Source organism: Thermosynechococcus sp. (genome assembly GCF_046299655.1).
Classification (GTDB): domain Bacteria; phylum Cyanobacteriota; class Cyanobacteriia; order Thermosynechococcales; family Thermosynechococcaceae; genus Thermosynechococcus.
Window position 1 is genome coordinate 49,909 of sequence record NZ_JBKBHZ010000012.1, and the last position, 15,984, is coordinate 65,892.

General features: G+C 53.9%; 13 protein-coding genes, 2 pseudogenes and 1 CRISPR repeat array. Of the genes and pseudogenes, 7 read left to right on the plus strand and 8 right to left on the minus strand.

What is annotated here, in order from left to right:
- Nucleotides 1-119: 119 nt before the first annotated feature.
- Nucleotides 120-4,100, minus strand: coding sequence for a magnesium chelatase subunit H (locus tag ACK4HN_RS08985; protein WP_409869452.1), 3,981 nt, complete (start codon nt 4,098-4,100; stop codon nt 120-122).
- A gap of 227 nt (nt 4,101-4,327) precedes the next feature.
- The gene (locus ACK4HN_RS08990) at nt 4,328-4,993 is read right to left on the minus strand and encodes an ABC transporter ATP-binding protein (protein WP_409877536.1); all 666 of its coding nucleotides are present in this window, start codon (nt 4,991-4,993) and stop codon (nt 4,328-4,330) included.
- Between the two features lies 1 nt (nt 4,994).
- On the opposite strand from ACK4HN_RS08990, the gene ACK4HN_RS08995 reads away from it, so the two are divergent.
- On the plus strand, nt 4,995-5,906 hold the full coding sequence (locus ACK4HN_RS08995) for a Sll0314/Alr1548 family TPR repeat-containing protein (RefSeq protein ID WP_409877537.1): 912 nt from the start codon (nt 4,995-4,997) through the stop codon (nt 5,904-5,906).
- Here ACK4HN_RS08995 and ACK4HN_RS09000 read toward each other — a convergent pair.
- The gene (locus ACK4HN_RS09000) at nt 5,903-6,892 is read right to left on the minus strand and encodes an FkbM family methyltransferase (protein WP_409869455.1); all 990 of its coding nucleotides are present in this window, start codon (nt 6,890-6,892) and stop codon (nt 5,903-5,905) included. The two genes, ACK4HN_RS08995 and ACK4HN_RS09000, sit on opposite strands and share 4 nt — an antisense overlap.
- A gap of 149 nt (nt 6,893-7,041) precedes the next feature.
- Here ACK4HN_RS09000 and ACK4HN_RS09005 point away from each other — a divergent pair, with 149 nt between their 5' ends.
- Nucleotides 7,042-7,782 (plus strand): TerC family protein, encoded by a 741-nt coding sequence (locus ACK4HN_RS09005; RefSeq protein ID WP_409854047.1) that lies wholly within the window; start codon nt 7,042-7,044, stop codon nt 7,780-7,782.
- On the opposite strand, the gene ndk is transcribed toward ACK4HN_RS09005, so the two are convergent.
- Nucleotides 7,757-8,209, minus strand: coding sequence for a nucleoside-diphosphate kinase (ndk, locus tag ACK4HN_RS09010; protein ID WP_409869456.1), 453 nt, complete (start codon nt 8,207-8,209; stop codon nt 7,757-7,759). The genes ACK4HN_RS09005 and ndk overlap by 26 nt on opposite strands.
- Before the next feature lie 55 nt (nt 8,210-8,264).
- On the opposite strand from ndk, the gene ACK4HN_RS09015 reads away from it, so the two are divergent.
- Both ACK4HN_RS09015 and ACK4HN_RS09020 read left to right on the plus strand, forming a co-directional pair.
- Nucleotides 8,265-9,056: a PhzF family phenazine biosynthesis protein gene (locus ACK4HN_RS09015; RefSeq protein ID WP_409869457.1), complete on the plus strand. Its 792-nt coding sequence runs from the start codon at nt 8,265-8,267 to the stop codon at nt 9,054-9,056.
- Nucleotides 9,057-9,191: 135 nt separating this feature from the next.
- A pseudogene (locus tag ACK4HN_RS09020) lies at nt 9,192-9,533 on the plus strand (zinc ribbon domain-containing protein); the annotation flags it as partial.
- Between the two features lie 14 nt (nt 9,534-9,547).
- On the opposite strand, the gene cobO reads toward ACK4HN_RS09020, so the two are convergent.
- Both cobO and ACK4HN_RS09030 read right to left on the minus strand, forming a co-directional pair.
- Entirely contained in the window at nt 9,548-10,150 is a 603-nt protein-coding gene (gene cobO, locus ACK4HN_RS09025; protein ID WP_409869458.1) for a cob(I)yrinic acid a,c-diamide adenosyltransferase, read from the minus strand.
- A gap of 3 nt (nt 10,151-10,153) precedes the next feature.
- Nucleotides 10,154-11,110 carry an RNA polymerase sigma factor, RpoD/SigA family gene (locus ACK4HN_RS09030; RefSeq protein ID WP_409869465.1) on the minus strand — a complete coding sequence of 319 codons (957 nt, stop codon included), beginning with the start codon at nt 11,108-11,110 and terminating at the stop codon, nt 10,154-10,156.
- 421 nt (nt 11,111-11,531) lie between these two features.
- Between ACK4HN_RS09030 and ACK4HN_RS09035 the strand changes: the two are divergent.
- Nucleotides 11,532-11,724, plus strand: a pseudogene (locus ACK4HN_RS09035) (RNA-guided endonuclease TnpB family protein); the annotation flags it as partial.
- Nucleotides 11,725-12,059: 335 nt separating this feature from the next.
- Here the strand turns inward: ACK4HN_RS09035 and ACK4HN_RS09040 are convergent.
- Nucleotides 12,060-12,380, minus strand: a complete 321-nt coding sequence (locus ACK4HN_RS09040) for a hypothetical protein (protein WP_409853690.1) — start codon at nt 12,378-12,380, stop codon at nt 12,060-12,062.
- 326 nt (nt 12,381-12,706) lie between these two features.
- On the opposite strand from ACK4HN_RS09040, the gene ACK4HN_RS09045 reads away from it, so the two are divergent.
- Together ACK4HN_RS09045 and ACK4HN_RS09050 are read left to right on the plus strand one after the other, a co-directional pair.
- Complete coding sequence (locus ACK4HN_RS09045; RefSeq protein ID WP_409869459.1) at nt 12,707-14,248, plus strand: bifunctional pantoate--beta-alanine ligase/(d)CMP kinase; 1,542 nt, start codon at nt 12,707-12,709, stop codon at nt 14,246-14,248.
- A gap of 58 nt (nt 14,249-14,306) precedes the next feature.
- The gene (locus ACK4HN_RS09050; protein WP_409869460.1) at nt 14,307-14,660 is read left to right on the plus strand and encodes a hypothetical protein; all 354 of its coding nucleotides are present in this window, start codon (nt 14,307-14,309) and stop codon (nt 14,658-14,660) included.
- 43 nt (nt 14,661-14,703) lie between these two features.
- Here the strand turns inward: ACK4HN_RS09050 and ACK4HN_RS09055 are convergent, their stop codons facing one another.
- On the minus strand, nt 14,704-14,925 hold the full coding sequence (locus ACK4HN_RS09055) for a DUF4327 family protein (RefSeq protein ID WP_024123956.1): 222 nt from the start codon (nt 14,923-14,925) through the stop codon (nt 14,704-14,706).
- Between the two features lie 486 nt (nt 14,926-15,411).
- A CRISPR array of direct repeats spans nt 15,412-15,950; the repeat unit is 36 nt; unit sequence GTGCTGGGAGCCTTTCCCAGCCGAATCAATGGAAAC.
- Nucleotides 15,951-15,984: the final 34 nt, after the last annotated feature.

Genomic DNA, 15,984 nt, shown 5'->3' on the forward strand with positions numbered 1-15,984 from the left:
CTCCTCCCCAGAAAAAACGCACTGCGGAGTCTGACGCTCAAGGAATCAGAAGGGTTCCGACCACCGCTGCACCCAAATAAAAAGGGGGAAGATCCCCCCGTGCAACCTATTAACGTTGTTTACTCAACTCCCTCAATTTTGTCCTCGACCTCTTGATAGAGTTGCCGCAGCAATTCCAGATTGGCTTCACTGGTCTGCCAGTAGCCCCGGCCGTGGAGTTCGAGGAAGGTGCTGACCATTTTGCGGAAGGAGTGGGGGTTGGTATTCAAAAGCCGCTGCCGCATCTGCTCATCGAGAATAAACGTGGCATTGGCCTCCTCATAGACCCAGTTATCCACAGCTCCTGCCGTCGCCGACCAGCCCATTGTGTTCACTAGTCGTTTCGAGATCTCGCGCACCCCTTCGTAGCCGTGGGAGAGCATTCCCTCATACCATTTGGGATTCAGGAGCTTAGTGCGGCTGTCGAGGCGAACGGTTTCCGAGAGGGTGCGCACTTGGGCATTGGCCGTGGTGGTATCGGCAATGTAGGCCTTGGGTTGCTTGCCATCAGCTCGCAGTGCCCCCACCAGCTTGGTCGGATCCGAGTCAAAGTAGTGGCTGACATCCGTGAGACTAATTTCGGAGGAGTCTAAGTTCTGGAACGTCACATCCACCGTTTTAAGAGCCGCTTCAAAGAGAGGCCGCGCCTGCTGCATTGTCCCTGGCGAATCCGCCGAGAAGGCAAAGGACTTGCGGGAGAGATACATGTCCTGAAGCTCCGACTCCTGTTCCCAAGAGCTATTTTCCACCGCTAGGTTGACATTGGCCGCATAGGAGCCGGAGGCGTTGGTAAAGACGCGTGTGGCCGCTTGGCGCAGGTCAATGCCCAGTTCTGAGGCCTGTTGCAGGGCGTGTTTGCGGATAAAGTTCAGCTCAAGGGGTTCATCGGCTTCGGCCGCCATCTTGATGGCACGGTCAATGAGTGCCATTTGGTTGATAAAGAGATCGCGGAAAACCCCCGAACAGTTGACGACAACATCAATGCGTGGCCGTCCTAGCTCCTCCAACGGAATCAGTTCCACCTTGTTGACCCGCCCTAAGGAGTCGGGTAACGGACGTGCCCCCACTAGCCACAACACTTGGGCAAGGGACTCGCCATAGGTTTTGATATTATCTGTACCCCAGAGCACCATGGCGATGGTTTCTGGCCATTGGTTGTTGTTTTCTGCTTTTTGCCGCGCGAGGAGGCGATCCACCACGACTTTGGCGGACTGCACAGCAGCAGCCGTGGGAATGGCCTGCGGATCTAAAGCGTGGATATTTTTGCCCGTCGGCAAGACCTCAGGGTTACGAATGGGATCGCCACCGGGACCGGGGAGAATGTACTCGCCCTCTAGGGCTTGCAGCAGTGCCCCCAGTTCATTGTCGGCCACAATCTGCTGCAAACAGAATTCCAGATATTCCATGAGGGGTTTGAGGGCAGCGGCATCCACGTGGGGATAGCCCGCCCCATGGAGAGCTTCCATCCATGGCTCTTTGCGCCCCATGTTGAAGAAGTTCAGCTTCGAGACGCGTGAGACCCGCCCATCGGCATCGGCTTGGGCTTGGACAAGGGCACTGACGGCAGCACGGGTGGCTTCGTTAATTTGGCGCAGCAGTTCAACCTCCGCCAGTACCCCGCGATCGCTATTCTGATAAATTTCGTCAATGTCCCGTCCTAAGCTCTCGGCAATCAGCCGGGGCAGACTCTTGATACCGTCTTCAGGACGATCCAAGCTGGCAATATTCACCAAGGTGGCCACTGCCTCTTCCGTTGTCGGTGGCTTACCAATGACGTGCAGGCCACAGGGCAAGAGACGGCTTTCAATTTCCATCAGCTTGATATAGACCTTGCCCACGAGGGTATCCCGCTCCTCAGGGCTGAGATCTGCAGCATCCCTATCGGGGAGAGCCACATCTTGATCGAGATTGACCATGCGGCACTTGTCCATGATCGTGTTGACAATCTGAACCCCCCGACCACTATCTTTCAGGGTTTGGTAGGAGCCAATGAGGTCGCTAAGTTCCCGCAGCCCTTTGTAAAGACCTGCATTTTCCGCTGGGGGAGTGAGGTAGCTAATCGTGTTGGCGTAGCTGCGGCGCTTGGCAATGGTGGCTTCAGAGGGGTTATTGGCAGCGTAGTAGTAGAGGTTGGGAATCGTGCCGATGAGATTGTCGGGGTAGCAATCCCCAGACATACCCATCTGTTTACCCGGCATAAACTCCAAGGAGCCATGGGTGCCAAAGTGAAGCACGGCATCCGCCTGCCAGATGTGGTTGAGGAAGGTGTAGTAGGCAGCAAAACCGTGGTGGGGACTGGCGGAGCGAGAAAAGAGCAACCGCATGGGATCCCCCTCGTAGCCAAAGGTGGGCTGCACCCCAATAAACACGTTGCCGTAGGCTTTACCGTAGATGAGCAGGTTTTGGCCATCACTGTTGAGGTGCCCCGGCGGTTTGCCCCAGTTTTCTTCAAGGCGTTTGGCGTAGGGGGTGAGGCGCTCGTATTCCGGCACACTCATGCGGTAGGCAATATTAAGTTCAGGGCTCCCCACTTGGGCACGGGCGTCGTGGAGAATGTCCTGCATCAGGGCTTCGGCACTCTCCGGCATGTCCTGCACGTCATAGCCATTGTTTTTCAAGGCTTCCATGACTTTGTAGATGGAGCCAAAAACATCCAAGTAGGCAGCCGTACCGACGTTGCCCTTATCCGGCGGGAAGCTAAAGATGGTGATGGCGACTTTCTTTTGCATTTTGGGCTTGCGGCGCAGATTCGCCCACTTTAGTGCCCGCTGCACAATCATTTCCACGCGGTCTTGCAGGGCGATCGCCTTGCCGGTCATGCCATCACGACCCGAAAGAATAATTGGCTCAATGGCCCCATCCAGTTCCGGGAGGGCAATTTGCAGCGCCACTTGAATGGGGTGCAGCCCCAGATCACTGTCCTCCCATTCCTCAGTGGTTTGAAACACCAAGGGCAGGGTCACCATGTAGGGACGGTTGAGCTTTTTCAGTGCTGCCACCGCTTTAGCATGATCCTGCTTGGCAGGGCCGCCCACAAGGGCAAATCCCGTTAGAGAGACCACAGTGTCAACAATAGGTTTCTCAGGGTTGATGGGATCGTAGAAGAATTTTTCCAGTGGCACCGAAAAGTCTAGACCGCCGGAGAAGACGGGAATCACCCGCGCCCCTTGGGATTCAAATTCTTGCACAATTGCCACATAGTGGGCGTCATCCCCCGTGACAAGGTGGGTACGCTGTAACAGGAGGCCAATGGTGGGCACTAGGGGGTCTTTGAGATCGGCACCAATATCGCGGCGGCTGTTGAACCAGTTGAGGTACTCCTTGAGATCCTCAAACATCTGCGGTGCAAGGGGGTGCCAAATACCGGTGTCGGGGTAGGTGACCGGTTCTTGGTAGCTGAGGTGGCTGTTTGGCTGACCTTTGAAGACGTAGCGATCGGCCAGCATCAGCAGGAAGTTTTGGAGATTTTCTGGCGACCCCCCCAGCCAGTACTGGAAGCTGAGCATGAAGTTGCGGGCATCCTGTGCTTTATCAATGGGGAGGTACTTCAGGACTTGGGGTAGGGTTCGCAGGAGTTTGAGCATGGCATCTTGGAAGCCAGCGCCGGCTTTCTCCTTGCGCTTCTTCATAAAGTTGGCGATGACGCTCTTGGACTGGCCAATTTGCGCTAGGGAAAAGCTGCCCATTTTGTTGAGGCGCATGACCTGTGGCAAGGAGGGGAAAACAACTGCCACATCGAGGCGATCGCGATAGGGCTGAACGGCTTCGACCACCTTATCGGCCAAGTCCTCAATAAAGATGAGGGAGGCAATAAACACATTCGCCCGCGCCACGTCTTCACAGAAGGCGGCATAGTTTTCGGGATTACGCAGTTCCTCAAGGAGATAGCCACTGATTTCAATGGCCACCTGTGGATGGGTGTCGTTAATGCTGCGAACCGCTGCCGACAGCGCGCTCTGGTATTGGGCTTCAAGTACCACATACACCACTCGCAACAGCGATCGCCCATTCAACGCCGCTGGCGCGATATGCCGAATCGTGGACTTGACGTGGGTGAACATGCGTTCAAACTCCTTGTAACGATCGAGACCAAACCCTAAGTGGGATATACAGCCCTGTGTGAAAACAATGGAGGACATAAACGCGGTGCTGTCCTAACACCGGCTTGCACAGTGGTGCAGGTTTTCCATCCTTGCAAGAAGGGCTATACCTTTTGTGGTTGTAGCAGAAAATCAAGCTGTGGAGCGACTTTGCGCCCCTATGGTAACAAATTGCAAAGTTTTGCTACCTAAGTATTAAAACTTATTACAGGACTTGACTGATGGGAAGTCAGTGGCACCAGACAACCATTTTCCAATCGCCAAGTGCGATCGCTAATCGCCTGCAATTCACTGGCCTCATGGGTCACCACAAGGAGGCTCCAATGTTCCTTAAGGCGGCGCAGCACCTGTAGCAATTGGCGGCGCATTGACCAATCCAAGCCGGCCGTGGGTTCATCGAGTAACAGGAGGTAGGGTTGGCGCACCAGTTGCACTGCAAGGGCAAGGCGCCGCTGCTGACCGCCACTGAGGGATTCGGGGCGGATGTGCAAAGGTAGATGCTCTAGGCCAACATCGGCAAGGGCGCGGTAAAAATTCTCGTAGGGGATTTCCGGGTGACCAAAGCGCAGTTCTTCGAGAATGGTGCTGCCACAGAAGTAGCGATCCGGGAACTGAAAGACCAATCCAGCCAACTGTTGTAAATGATCGGGTGTAAGAACCTGATCCTGCCAGCGAATGATTCCCCGACTGGGGGTGGCCAAGCCCGCTAAAATCTCTAGTAGGGTGGTTTTACCCGAGCCACTCGGTCCCACAATTAATCCGAGTTCAGCCCGACCTAAGGTCAAGTTAATATCCCGCAAGATGGGCTGAGGGGTGGCGGCGGGGTGATAGCTGAGATGGTGAACCGAAAACAAGATGCAGACTCCGGAGGTAACGACCGTGCAAACCCGTCAATGGCGCTTGTGGCAACGCTTTGCTCTCTATCTTAGTGGAGCGATCGCCCCTTGGGTACTGAGTACTGCTGCCCTTGCCGGAGATCCGTTCCGCAGTGGATCGCAGGCACGTCCGATTTCGGATCAAACGGAAGCTGTCTTTGTCGCCCTCTTTCGCGATGGCAATTATGTCAAAGGCAAAGAGTTGCTGCCGGCTGCTTTGGAGCGCGATCGCCAAGAACCTCTCACCCTCACCTTGGCCGCTGCTATTGCCTATCTCAATGAAGACTGGGCAGGATATAAGCGCTATGCGGAAGAGACCCTGCGCGCTGCCCAAGCCCTCACGAGCCGCGATCCCCTGCGGGGCAATCTCTACCAAGCGGTGGGGCATTTCCTGATGGCCGGCTATGAAATTTCCGATGCGGGCGCGGGGCCAGTGGCCGGTGCTCCCGCTGCTCTCTTGCGGGTACAGCGGATTCTTGATCATGTGGGGCGAGCCGAAGCGGTCAATCCTCGCGATCCAGAATTAAATCTGGTGCGGGGCTTTATGGAGTGGGGCATTGCCAGTAATGTCGGCTTTGTCAGCATGGATCGGGCGATTCAAACCCTGCAAACCTACGCCGCTCCCCCTTACCTTAGCTATCGGGGCCTGGCCTTGGCCTATCGCGATCGCAAGCAGTGGCCACAGGCCTTAAACGCCGTTGATCAAGCCTTGGCACTGGCGCCCGACAATCCAGAACTCCTTTATCTGAAAGCACAAATTTTAGCTGCCAGTGGCAACCGATCGCAGGCCCAGCAATACTTCCAGCAAGCCCTCGCCAAACAAAACCAATTGCCCCGCGGGATTCGCGAGGAGCTTCAGCAATTTAGCCGCCGCATTTTGCCTCAGGGCTAGGGTACTGGCTGAGACAGCGCTTGCACAATCGGTAGGTCAGTGATATCAGTACTGATCACAGGCTTTGCTTGCTCTAAAATGGCAAAAATTTCAGAACGGCAGTTCCATTGGGCAGTTTCACCGTACCGAAGCGTGAGCTGTGTCAAGACTTCCAAAGCGTAGTCAGGAAAGTCTAGGGCATCAGCGATCGCTGCCAGCTTTAATAAATGCGCTGGGGTCTGTAGATGGGCATTTTGTTGCCGTTGATCCTCATTCAGTAAATCCCGCAAGTAAACCGCATCTGCCCAGAGTAGTTGACCTGCGCGGCGTTGAGATTGGAAAGGCGAGAGGTAGCGAGGCAAGCGGCACCAAGCATCATCGGTGAGTAAGTCAAAAAGTACAAACCCTTGAGCACGTAAATAGGCATCAATATCAGCAAAGAGCGGTTGCCCCCGATAAATTTCCGAAAACTCAACTTCAACAATGATGGCCAAAGTGCTTGCAGCTAAAAGATGTTGACCACCCTGCAAAACATCGAGGTCTGCGCCTTGGACATCCACCTTGAGCACCTCTACACTCTCAAGCCCCTCAGTTTGGGCAAATGCATCTAGTGTTGTTGTTTCCACTTGAACGGTTGCTGCAACACTTAAGCCGGGGTTGAATCCTTGAAACCGTGATGTATAGCTTAAATTGGGTTCGTACAAAGAACTACAATGAACCGCATTGGTAATGTACAGGGTTGATTCACCCACCTGTTTCCCCAGAGCAAGAGGATAGTGGCGCTCAAACCAAGTGATTCCTTGGGCTTCTAGGGCAGCATTTGCTGCATCACAGGCCTCTGGATCGGCATCAAAACCATAAATTCTCAAATTGGGTGCAAAAATATGCCATGGGGATTGGCCATAATCATCGTCACGGTAAATTTTACGAGAACCAGCAATGCACAAGGTTAAGGAAATCAGATCGAGCTTTCCTGCAGATTTTAAGGTGTTGCTAATGAGTCCCATGGCAGAGCAGTGTTTCTAAAGTTCAATCACAATTCTGAGTTAATTCTAGTCTAGTGATTTAAGTGTGCTGTCCTTCGGAAAATGCTGTACCGTTACTGTGCGACGATAAGTATTGAGCAGCCAAAACTTTGGAGACCTTCCCTCGCCCGATGATTGATAAACTATTGGACCTCTCGCCCAACTGGGGACTGGATACCCTGTTGTTGCTGGTGGTGTTGTTGGCCCTAGAAGCGGTTCTTTCCGCAGACAATGCGATCGCCCTCGCCGCCTTGGTACGAGGCATCGAAGATTTAGATGAGCAGCGGCGGGCCCTCAATCTGGGACTCGCCATTTCCTACATTTTCCGGATTGCGCTGATTTTCACAGCCACGTGGGTCTTGCAGTTTTGGCAGTTTGAGTTGGCGGGGGCGTTGTATCTTCTCTGGTTAGCGGCAAAGTACTTTTTCTTTACCACTGAGCCAGAACATCACCACGAGCGGGTGATTCGTTCGTTTTGGCAGGCAGTTCCCCTACTGGCTTTGGCGGATTTGGCCTTTTCCCTTGATAGTGTGACAACGGCGATCGCTCTCTCCGATGAGCGTTGGTTGGTACTCCTCGGCGGCACGATTGGCGTGATTATGCTGCGCTTTATGGCGGAGCTATTTATCCGCTGGCTCAAAGAGTTTCCTCGACTTGAGGATGCGGGCTATTTCACAGTGACACTGGTGGGGCTGCGGCTTTTGATTCGAGTAATCAATCCGCAACTTGTCCCCTCTGACTGGGTGATGATTACCCTGATTGCCCTCTGCTTTACGTGGGGCTTTTCCAAGCGGGAGGTGGCGGAGCCAGAGACCCCCCCAACCCTTCCCCACTCAACCCAAGAGCCTACATCTCATACACCCAAGAGGTAAGGGCTGGCTCCCAGGGCACCAGTTCTTGGGTCTGAAACCAGAGATTGATTTCGCGCTCGGCATTTTCAGGACTGTCGGAGCCGTGAATCACATTGCGTCCCACATCTACGCCAAAATCCCCCCGCAGCGTTCCCGGTTCAGCATTGAGGGGGTTGGTGGCCCCAATCAGTTTGCGCGCTGCAGCGATCACGCCCCGTCCTTCCCAAACCATGGCCACCACTGGGCCAGAGGTAATAAAATTCACCAGCCCCGCAAAGAAGGGTTTGTCTTTGTGTTCGCTGTAGTGCTGCTCTGCCAGTTCGCGGCTGACGCGCATGAGTTTGAGGCCAACCAGTGTGTAGCCTTTTTGTTCAAATCGTTGGATAATCGTCCCCACTATCCCACGCTGAACGCCGTCGGGCTTAATGGCTAGAAATGTCCGTTCCACGCAGTATGTCCTCTGCTCGATCTACAGTATTGATTTTACGGTTTTCGGGGGTCGGATGCCGCTACCACTGTACCAAGTTGATGCCTTTACCCAAGAACCTTTCCGGGGAAACCCGGCGGCCGTATGTGTCCTAGAGACGTTTTTTGACGATGCAACCTTGGGGGCGATCGCCCGCGAGATGAATCTTTCGGAAACGGCTTTTGTTGTGCCAGTGGCCAGCGGCTTTCACCTGCGCTGGTTTACCCCTGTGGCAGAAGTGGATCTCTGTGGTCATGCCACCCTCGCAACAGCCCACGTCCTCTGGCAGCATCAGGGGGTGGTGGGAGATCTAGAATTTCACACCCGCAGCGGTCTCCTGCGTGCACAGCGCCTTGGGAATTGGATTGCCCTTGATTTTCCGCAGCAGCCGGTAACCCCCCTTGAGGATCAGCAGATACAAGCCTCAATCATTGCAGCCATCGGGACAAAGGCGGTGTTTATGGGGCAAGCGGGGAGGGATCTGCTGGTGGAACTGGCCGATGCCGATGCGGTAGCACAGTTGAAACCTGATTTTGACCAGATTGCCCGCCTACCCTGCCGGGGACTAATTGTAACTGCCCATAACGAGAAATATGACATAATCTCCCGCTTTTTTGCCCCCCAATTGGGCATCCCTGAGGATCCGGTCACTGGCTCTGCCCACTGTAGCCTCTATGCCTACTGGCAACCGAAGCTGGGCAAACCAGAACTCATCGCTTATCAAGCCTCCGCGCGGGGCGGCATGATTAAAATGCAACCCCAAGGGGGCGATCGCCTGCGGCTATTGGGTCAGGCCGTTACGATTTTTGCTGGGGAACTCCTGCTTTAGCTAATCGGCGGGAAGCCCCGCGCTCTTCCGAAGGGGAGCGTCGGGATGAGAGCTAGGGGCGCTGAGGAGGTTCGCTGCCCCCGAAGTGCCCGAGCGAGGGGAGTCTTGCTGTTCAGTAAGTGTGTGCTATAGTCCTTGCCCAACGGTCAGACGGCTAAATCCAGCCTGAACAAAAGTTTTGCTGATGCGGAGATAGCGGGGTTCCTAAACAACATCCTGCCGTACAAAGCTGCAAAAGCTGGGCGGTGGGTCGTGAAGGTTAACCCCGCTGGCACATCCCAGTATTGTGCAATTTGCCTGAACCGAGGACCTAAAGAGTTGTCTGACCGCTGGCATGAATGCTCTCATTGTGGCGCATCCATGCCGCGAGATATCAACTCGGCGAAACTCATCAAAACAGTGGGCCTAGGGCATCGGCTCACTATAAAACGCGAAGGTCGAAAGAGTGGAGAAGCCCGCCCTCTACCCGAAGCGTGAGGGTCGGGAGTATGTCAAAATTCAATCCCCGGCTGGGCTTTAACTCCCTGCTCCTGAAAGGGATGCTTGATGAGGGTCATTTCGGTCACGAGGTCGGCGGCGTCAATCAGGGCTGGGGGCGCACCACGCCCAGTGAGAATCACATGGGTCATTTCTGGCTTGCGGGCAAGGCCCTGCAGCACTTGGGTCACAGTTAAGTAGTCCAGCTTCAGGGCAACATTGATTTCATCCAGCAGTACCAATCGGTACTCAGGGTTGGTGAGGTAGCTGAGGGCAAGTTCCCAAGCCGCTTGGGCACAGGCAGTATCTCGCTGGCGGTCTTGAGTTTCCCACGTAAAGCCCTCCCCCATGGCATGGAAGGCCAGTTGGTCTGACCAGTGGCTAAGAACCCTTTTTTCTGCTGGCTCCCAGGCCCCCTTAATGAATTGAATAATCGCTACGCGATAGCCATGCCCCAAGGAACGCAGTACCATACCCAGCGCTGCCGTGGTTTTGCCCTTGCCGTTGCCCGTGTGGACAATAATCAACCCTTTTTCACGGGTGCGCTCCGCTAGGCGTTGGGCCTGCACGGCTTTGCGCTGCTGCATTTTTTGGCGGTGCTGTTCGTCAGTGAGCATGAGTTAGCTGGCAAGGTACTCGTGAATATCACCCCGGCGTTTGCGGAGTTTGCTGAGGGCTTCCCGCTCAATTTGCCGTACCCGTTCGCGACTAATGTTGAGCAGTTCGCCCACTTTGGCCAGGGTGAGGGGCTGGCCATTCTCTAGGCCAAAGCGTAGGGAGAGAACATGGCGTTGCTGTGGGGTTAGATCGGCCATGAGCCGTTCAAGGTCGCTGCGCAAGGAGGATTGAGCAGCAAATTCCTCGGGAGAAATGGAGGGATCCTCCAGCAATTCGCCCAACTCCGTATCCTGATTATCGCCGACACGGACATCAAGGGAGAGGGGTTGTCGCGCCCGTTCAAGATATTCTCGCACTTGGGCAGGGGTTAATTCTAATTCTGCCGCCAGCTCATTAATGGTGGGCGCACGCCCCAGCCGCTGGGACAGTTGTCGCTGCGCTTTTTTAATTTTGTTCAGCTTCTCCGTAATGTGGATGGGCAGGCGAATGGTGCGTCCCTTTTCAGCGATCGCCCGTGTGATGGCTTGACGAATCCACCAGTAGGCATAGGTGGAGAAACGATACCCCTTAGTGGGGTCAAACTTTTCTACCCCCCGCTGCATCCCGATTGTCCCCTCCTGGATCAGATCCAGCAGATCCACATTGCGCTTGATGTACTTTTTGGCTACGGAAACCACCAGACGCAGGTTGGCCTCCACCATTTTGCGTTTGGCGCGCTCGCCATTTTCGATAATTGTCTCTAATTCTTCTTCACTGATGTTGGCGGCGGCAGCCCATTCAGCACGGGTGGGTTCACGGTTGATTTCTGCCGCGAGCTTTTCGCGAATCTCGTTCATGGCGGCAAGCTGCTGCACCTGTTTGCCGTAGATCACTTCCTGTTCGTGGGTGAGCAGTGGCACACGGCCAATTTCCCGAAGGTAGGTGCGCACTAAGTCTTTTGAGGTATCCATAGTCCCTATCGCTTGTTCTCAAGGTTGACAGCAGTGATTCGTCCAAAGCCTAGGAATATCGGTTTCGCTATAGGATGGGCGATCGCCCCTGCTAAAGATCGCGGCCAAGCCAACGGTGCTTTAACAGCGCTTTCATAGATGCGTTACATATATTAAGAATCTTAACATTTCTAAATCTGTTCGTCGGAATACCACCACTGGCTTTTGCTGGTTCTTAACATTTGGTTTGTATTTTTAGTCTATTGATAAAAGTCAACTGAGAATAGCACTAAATACGATGGCAATCAATGCTTAGCTAATCGGCGGGAAGCCCCGCGCTCTTCCGAAGGGGAGCGTCAGGATGAGAGCCAAAGGCGCTGAGGGGGTTCGCTGCCCCCGAAGTGCCCAAGCGAGGGGAGTCTTGCTGTTCAGTAAGTGTGTGCTATAATCCTTGCCCAATGGTCAGGCGGCAAAGTCTGGCCTAAGTAAAAGTTTTGCCGATGCGGGGAGAGCAGGGTTCCTAAACAACGTCGCGAGACATCAACTCGGCGATACTCATCAAAAAAGTGGGCCTAGGGCATCGGCTCACTATAAAACGCGAAGGTCGAAAGAGTGGAGAAGCCCGCCCTCTACGCGAAGCGTGAGGGTCAGGAGTATATCACAGGGGAGAAAATTTTTACTACAGCTGGGAAGATACCCCTATCAGAGACGACTCAAGGAGCAAACCCTGTTGGGACAAGGCAAGAGGTATGAATCCAATAAATATCCAATAAATAGCCTGCGTTCTTGCAAGGTGCCGATCAAACCCACGGCGGAAGTGAGACAGGGAGGGGGTTCAGGCAAGACGGCCACTGCTTGCCTCATCACAAGAGAAACTTAAACACACTGCCTCCCTATGCTTCTTGCGTTCCTTGGGGGGCGATCGCTCTGCAATAGGACTTTGCCCTAGGGTCAAGGTGGCGGATTTGCCACTCTCACTTCAGCTAGCAGGAGCAACCTCTGGGTTTGAGGTCGCAGCAGCATCTTTGCGCTTTTTCTTCTCTGTCACCGTTACAGGCCGCATTTCAATATGATTGAGCAGGGTGGTGACAAAAGCAAAGAGCAAAAAGGGTAACGTTAGCACCAAAATTAGCCCGCCGACCAGAAACGCCTGCACTGGATTGTTGTAGAGGGTGAGGGACGCAGCTAAACCAACAAAGATGACAATTAGCCAAACAATCACTTGGCCATAAATATCCCCGAAGGTGAGGGTGCAGACGAAACGGTACTTTTGTAAGCCGTTTTGTAGTTCATTGGCCATAGGGGCAATCCTCGCAGCGTATGCTAAACAGTTGCAGTTAAAAAATAAGCTTTTGGCTAAGGGGGGTGAAACTGAGGTTGCGTTACAGGGGTTGCAAGTACAGAGAAACGAAAATATCTGAATTTTAGAAAACCTGCCCCTAAGATTAAAGCCTTCGCAACAAATGTACAAACTTTAGTTAGGAAAAGCCGGCAGGGGCATTAAACAGCCCTTTTGTTGGGGTAGAGCAAAGTAGCCCCTAAGCTGGCGTGTCTTCTCTCGGTGTGAAAAGGGCGGTAATATGACAGATTGTATCAAAACTGCACCGATCGCCCCCTAGACATTTGATGGGTATGTTTTACTGTTTGAGCACCACTGCCGGTTTAGAGGCTGCCCTTGGCACATTATCTCCTGCAACCACCCTTGGTTTTGTGCCAACAATGGGGGCACTCCACGGCGGGCATGTCGCCTTGATCCAGCGGGCGCGGCAAGAGTGTGATGTGGTGGTGGTCAGTATTTTTGTCAATCCACTCCAGTTTGGTCCCCAAGAGGATTTGGAACGCTATCCGCGCACCCTTGAGGCTGATACAGCCCTCTGCCGCCAGTTGGGGGTAGATATTCTCTTTGTGCCTCCTGTCGAGGAACTTTATCCGCAGGGGATGGAACCTCTGACGGTGGTGGAACCCCCCAAGGAATTAACAGAGACCCTCTGTGGGCGATCGCGCCCTGGTCATTTTCGCGGGGTAGCAACAGTTGTGCTGAAGCTCTTGCATCTGGTGCAGCCCGATCGCGCCTATTTTGGCCAAAAGGATGCCCAGCAGTTAGCGATTATTCGCCGTTGTGTGGCCGATTTGAATCTGGAGGTGGAGATCATCGCCTGTCCCATTGTCCGCGATGCCGATGGTCTTGCCTTGAGTTCCCGCAATCAATACCTGAGTGAGGGCGATCGCGCCACCGCCTTAGCCCTAAGCCAGAGCCTAGAGATAGCGACTGCTGCTTTTCGTCAGGGCTGCTTTACCGCCAGCGATCTCTTGGCGCCGGTTCACAACCATCTGCGGCAGTTTCCGCAGTTGCGCCTCGACTACGCCGAGTTGGTGCATCCCCAGACCCTTGTGCCCTTGGAACGCATTGAGACGGTGGGGCTGCTGGCGATCGCGGGCTGGGTGGGGCAAACGCGCCTCATTGACAATTGCCTACTAGATCGCCGCTTGCCGATTCTGGCCGTGGATGGTCCTGCTGGGGCGGGTAAATCCACCGTGACGCGACGGGCGGCCCAAGCCCTAGGGTTGCAGTACCTTGACACCGGTGCCATGTACCGCGCGGTTACTTGGTGGTGCTTGGAAAATAACCTTGATCTCAGGGATGAGCCAGCGGTTGTGGAAGCGATCGCCCATTGTCAATTGCGCCTTGAGAGCAGCGATCCCCATCAACCCACACGGGTATGGATTAACGATCGCGAGGTCAGCCAAGCCATTCGCTCCCTCGAGGTGACGCAGTGGGTGTCCCAAGTTGCCGCCCTGCGCGGTGTGCGACGGCTCATGGTACGACAACAGCGGGCGATCGGAGCCAATGGGGGCATTGCTGCCGAAGGGCGGGATATTGGTACCCACGTCTTTCCTGAGGCAGGCTTAAAAATTTTCCTGACGGCCTCGCCCGCAGAGCGTGCCCAGCGTCGTTGGCAGGAATTACAACAGCAGGGGCAATGCGACCTCTCCTATGAGGAATTGCTGGCTCAGATTACCGCTCGCGACACCGCGGATCAGCAACGCACCTATGCCCCCTTTCGCAAAGCGGCTGATGCCATAGAAATCTGTACGGACAACTTGGGGATCGATGAGGTGGTGAGTAAAATTGTCCATCTCTACCGCAGCCGCTTTCCTCAACCTTGATAGGGAAGGGAGATTTCCCGTAGAGTAGCAAAGGATAATCTGCTTCGGAATCAACTTTATGGATCGCAATCCCCTCAAACTTGCACAGCAACTTTACTACACCGGTATTGGGGCGGCGGCCGCTGCCATTGAATCTCTACAGGATGAGGCCAAGCGCCAAGAATACCTGACACAGCTGCGGGTGGATGCCCGTCAACTGGCCACGGTCTGTGCTGAGAAAGGCCGCCTCACCGAAGCGCAAGCCCGCGAACTGATCCAAGCCTTTATTGCCCAACAGCAGCAACCCGCCTCGACCTCTTCGCCTGCTCCGCGCGAGAGTGCTGACTTAGCCGCAGATATTCAAACCCTCCTTGAAACCCTGCGAGCGATTCGCCAAGACCTCCAGCAGGATTCTCAGGCACCCACCTCCTAAGATTGGCACCTTAGGGGAAGGCAGTGCCCTTCATGATTGCTCTTTAGTCGTTATCCCAGCATTCACGACCAATCAAGTCGCCAATGCGATCGCGCAGCATAAAGTCACAACGCTCTAGCTCTGCCTCAATGAGGGGCCACTCCCGAACGGGCACAAACTGGCAGAGGGTGTAAATGGGCTGCTGCCGACTTACCACACCTTTGGCCACCAGTCGCCGTGCTTCATCTTTGACGAGTTCGATGGAATACTGAAGGGATTGAACCATAACATCCTCGTTGGCTGAAGGAACCCTAGGATTCAGGATTGGCAAAGTGTAATATCCAATACTGAACTATTTTAATTTTTGCTCTAGGGAACTACTCGTCATAATAACAAATGTTTCCTCCGTCAGGAGCTTCTGACGAGAAAATCTTAGCCTTGTCCAAAACACAACTTTTCCTCTAGGGAGCGACTTGTCTGGTCTGGGTTCTAACATCTGATGACTTCACTTGTGTAGCTGTGCAAGCACCTCTGGACTAAAATATCCTCTCAGCTCATGAATTTTCTCAACCCCAGTCTCCGCAAAGCTTTGATGAGTTTCTAACAGATTTAGAGGTGCTTGAAAAGTCACGTAATCCTTTTCCAGAGACACTTTTGCACACCTTGCCTGCGCAGATCTAAAAAATTTACCAAAACAAAAAAATGATCTCCTGTAGGTGCTTGAAAATGAGCTGTGCTATACTGCTCGTAGAGCCGCTTCCAAAGGGGCACAGTGCTGGGAGCCTTTCCCAGCCGAATCAATGGAAACAGCAAGGAGCGATAAGATATTATCGGGCATGTAAATGTGCTGGGAGCCTTTCCCAGCCGAATCAATGGAAACTACTGAGGATCTTAAGACCCTTCACGGCCATAAGAGTGCTGGGAGCCTTTCCCAGCCGAATCAATGGAAACACTTTCTTAACTCCCGAGCCAAAGGGCATCAGTAAGTGCTGGGAGCCTTTCCCAGCCGAATCAATGGAAACTCCCGAAGGTGCTCTCCCTTATCTACTCACAGGCCAAGTGCTGGGAGCCTTTCCCAGCCGAATCAATGGAAACTTTTGGGTAGTGCCCGGCCACAGGTTGGGATCGGTGTGCTGGGAGCCTTTCCCAGCCGAATCAATGGAAACACTTTTGCAGGAACCATGGTGGGCAGCGTCAGGTCTGTGCTGGGAGCCTTTCCCAGCCGAATCAATGGAAACTTGCCCACCTTGTGTGACCTTAATATATGTGGGGCATGTGCTGGGAGCCTTTCCCAGCCGAACAGATACCAACCTTTTGCAGGGAGGAGATTAGCTCCTCCTTTTTT

Excerpts from the sequence above, each read along its gene's own strand:
- ACK4HN_RS09055 (WP_024123956.1), bottom strand. The coding sequence starts at position 14,925 with ATGGTTCAATCCCTTCAGTATTCCATCGAACTCGTCAAAGATGAAGCA.
- cobO (WP_409869458.1), bottom strand. The coding sequence starts at position 10,150 with ATGCTCACTGACGAACAGCACCGCCAAAAAATGCAGCAGCGCAAAGCC.
- ACK4HN_RS09050 (WP_409869460.1), top strand. The coding sequence starts at position 14,307 with ATGGATCGCAATCCCCTCAAACTTGCACAGCAACTTTACTACACCGGT.
- ACK4HN_RS09005 (WP_409854047.1), top strand. The coding sequence starts at position 7,042 with ATGATTGATAAACTATTGGACCTCTCGCCCAACTGGGGACTGGATACC.
- ACK4HN_RS09015 (WP_409869457.1), top strand. The coding sequence starts at position 8,265 with ATGCCGCTACCACTGTACCAAGTTGATGCCTTTACCCAAGAACCTTTC.
- ACK4HN_RS08985 (WP_409869452.1), bottom strand. The coding sequence starts at position 4,100 with ATGTTCACCCACGTCAAGTCCACGATTCGGCATATCGCGCCAGCGGCG.
- ACK4HN_RS09045 (WP_409869459.1), top strand. The coding sequence starts at position 12,707 with ATGGGTATGTTTTACTGTTTGAGCACCACTGCCGGTTTAGAGGCTGCC.
- ACK4HN_RS09000 (WP_409869455.1), bottom strand. The coding sequence starts at position 6,892 with ATGGGACTCATTAGCAACACCTTAAAATCTGCAGGAAAGCTCGATCTG.
- ACK4HN_RS09040 (WP_409853690.1), bottom strand. The coding sequence starts at position 12,380 with ATGGCCAATGAACTACAAAACGGCTTACAAAAGTACCGTTTCGTCTGC.
- ACK4HN_RS08995 (WP_409877537.1), top strand. The coding sequence starts at position 4,995 with ATGCAGACTCCGGAGGTAACGACCGTGCAAACCCGTCAATGGCGCTTG.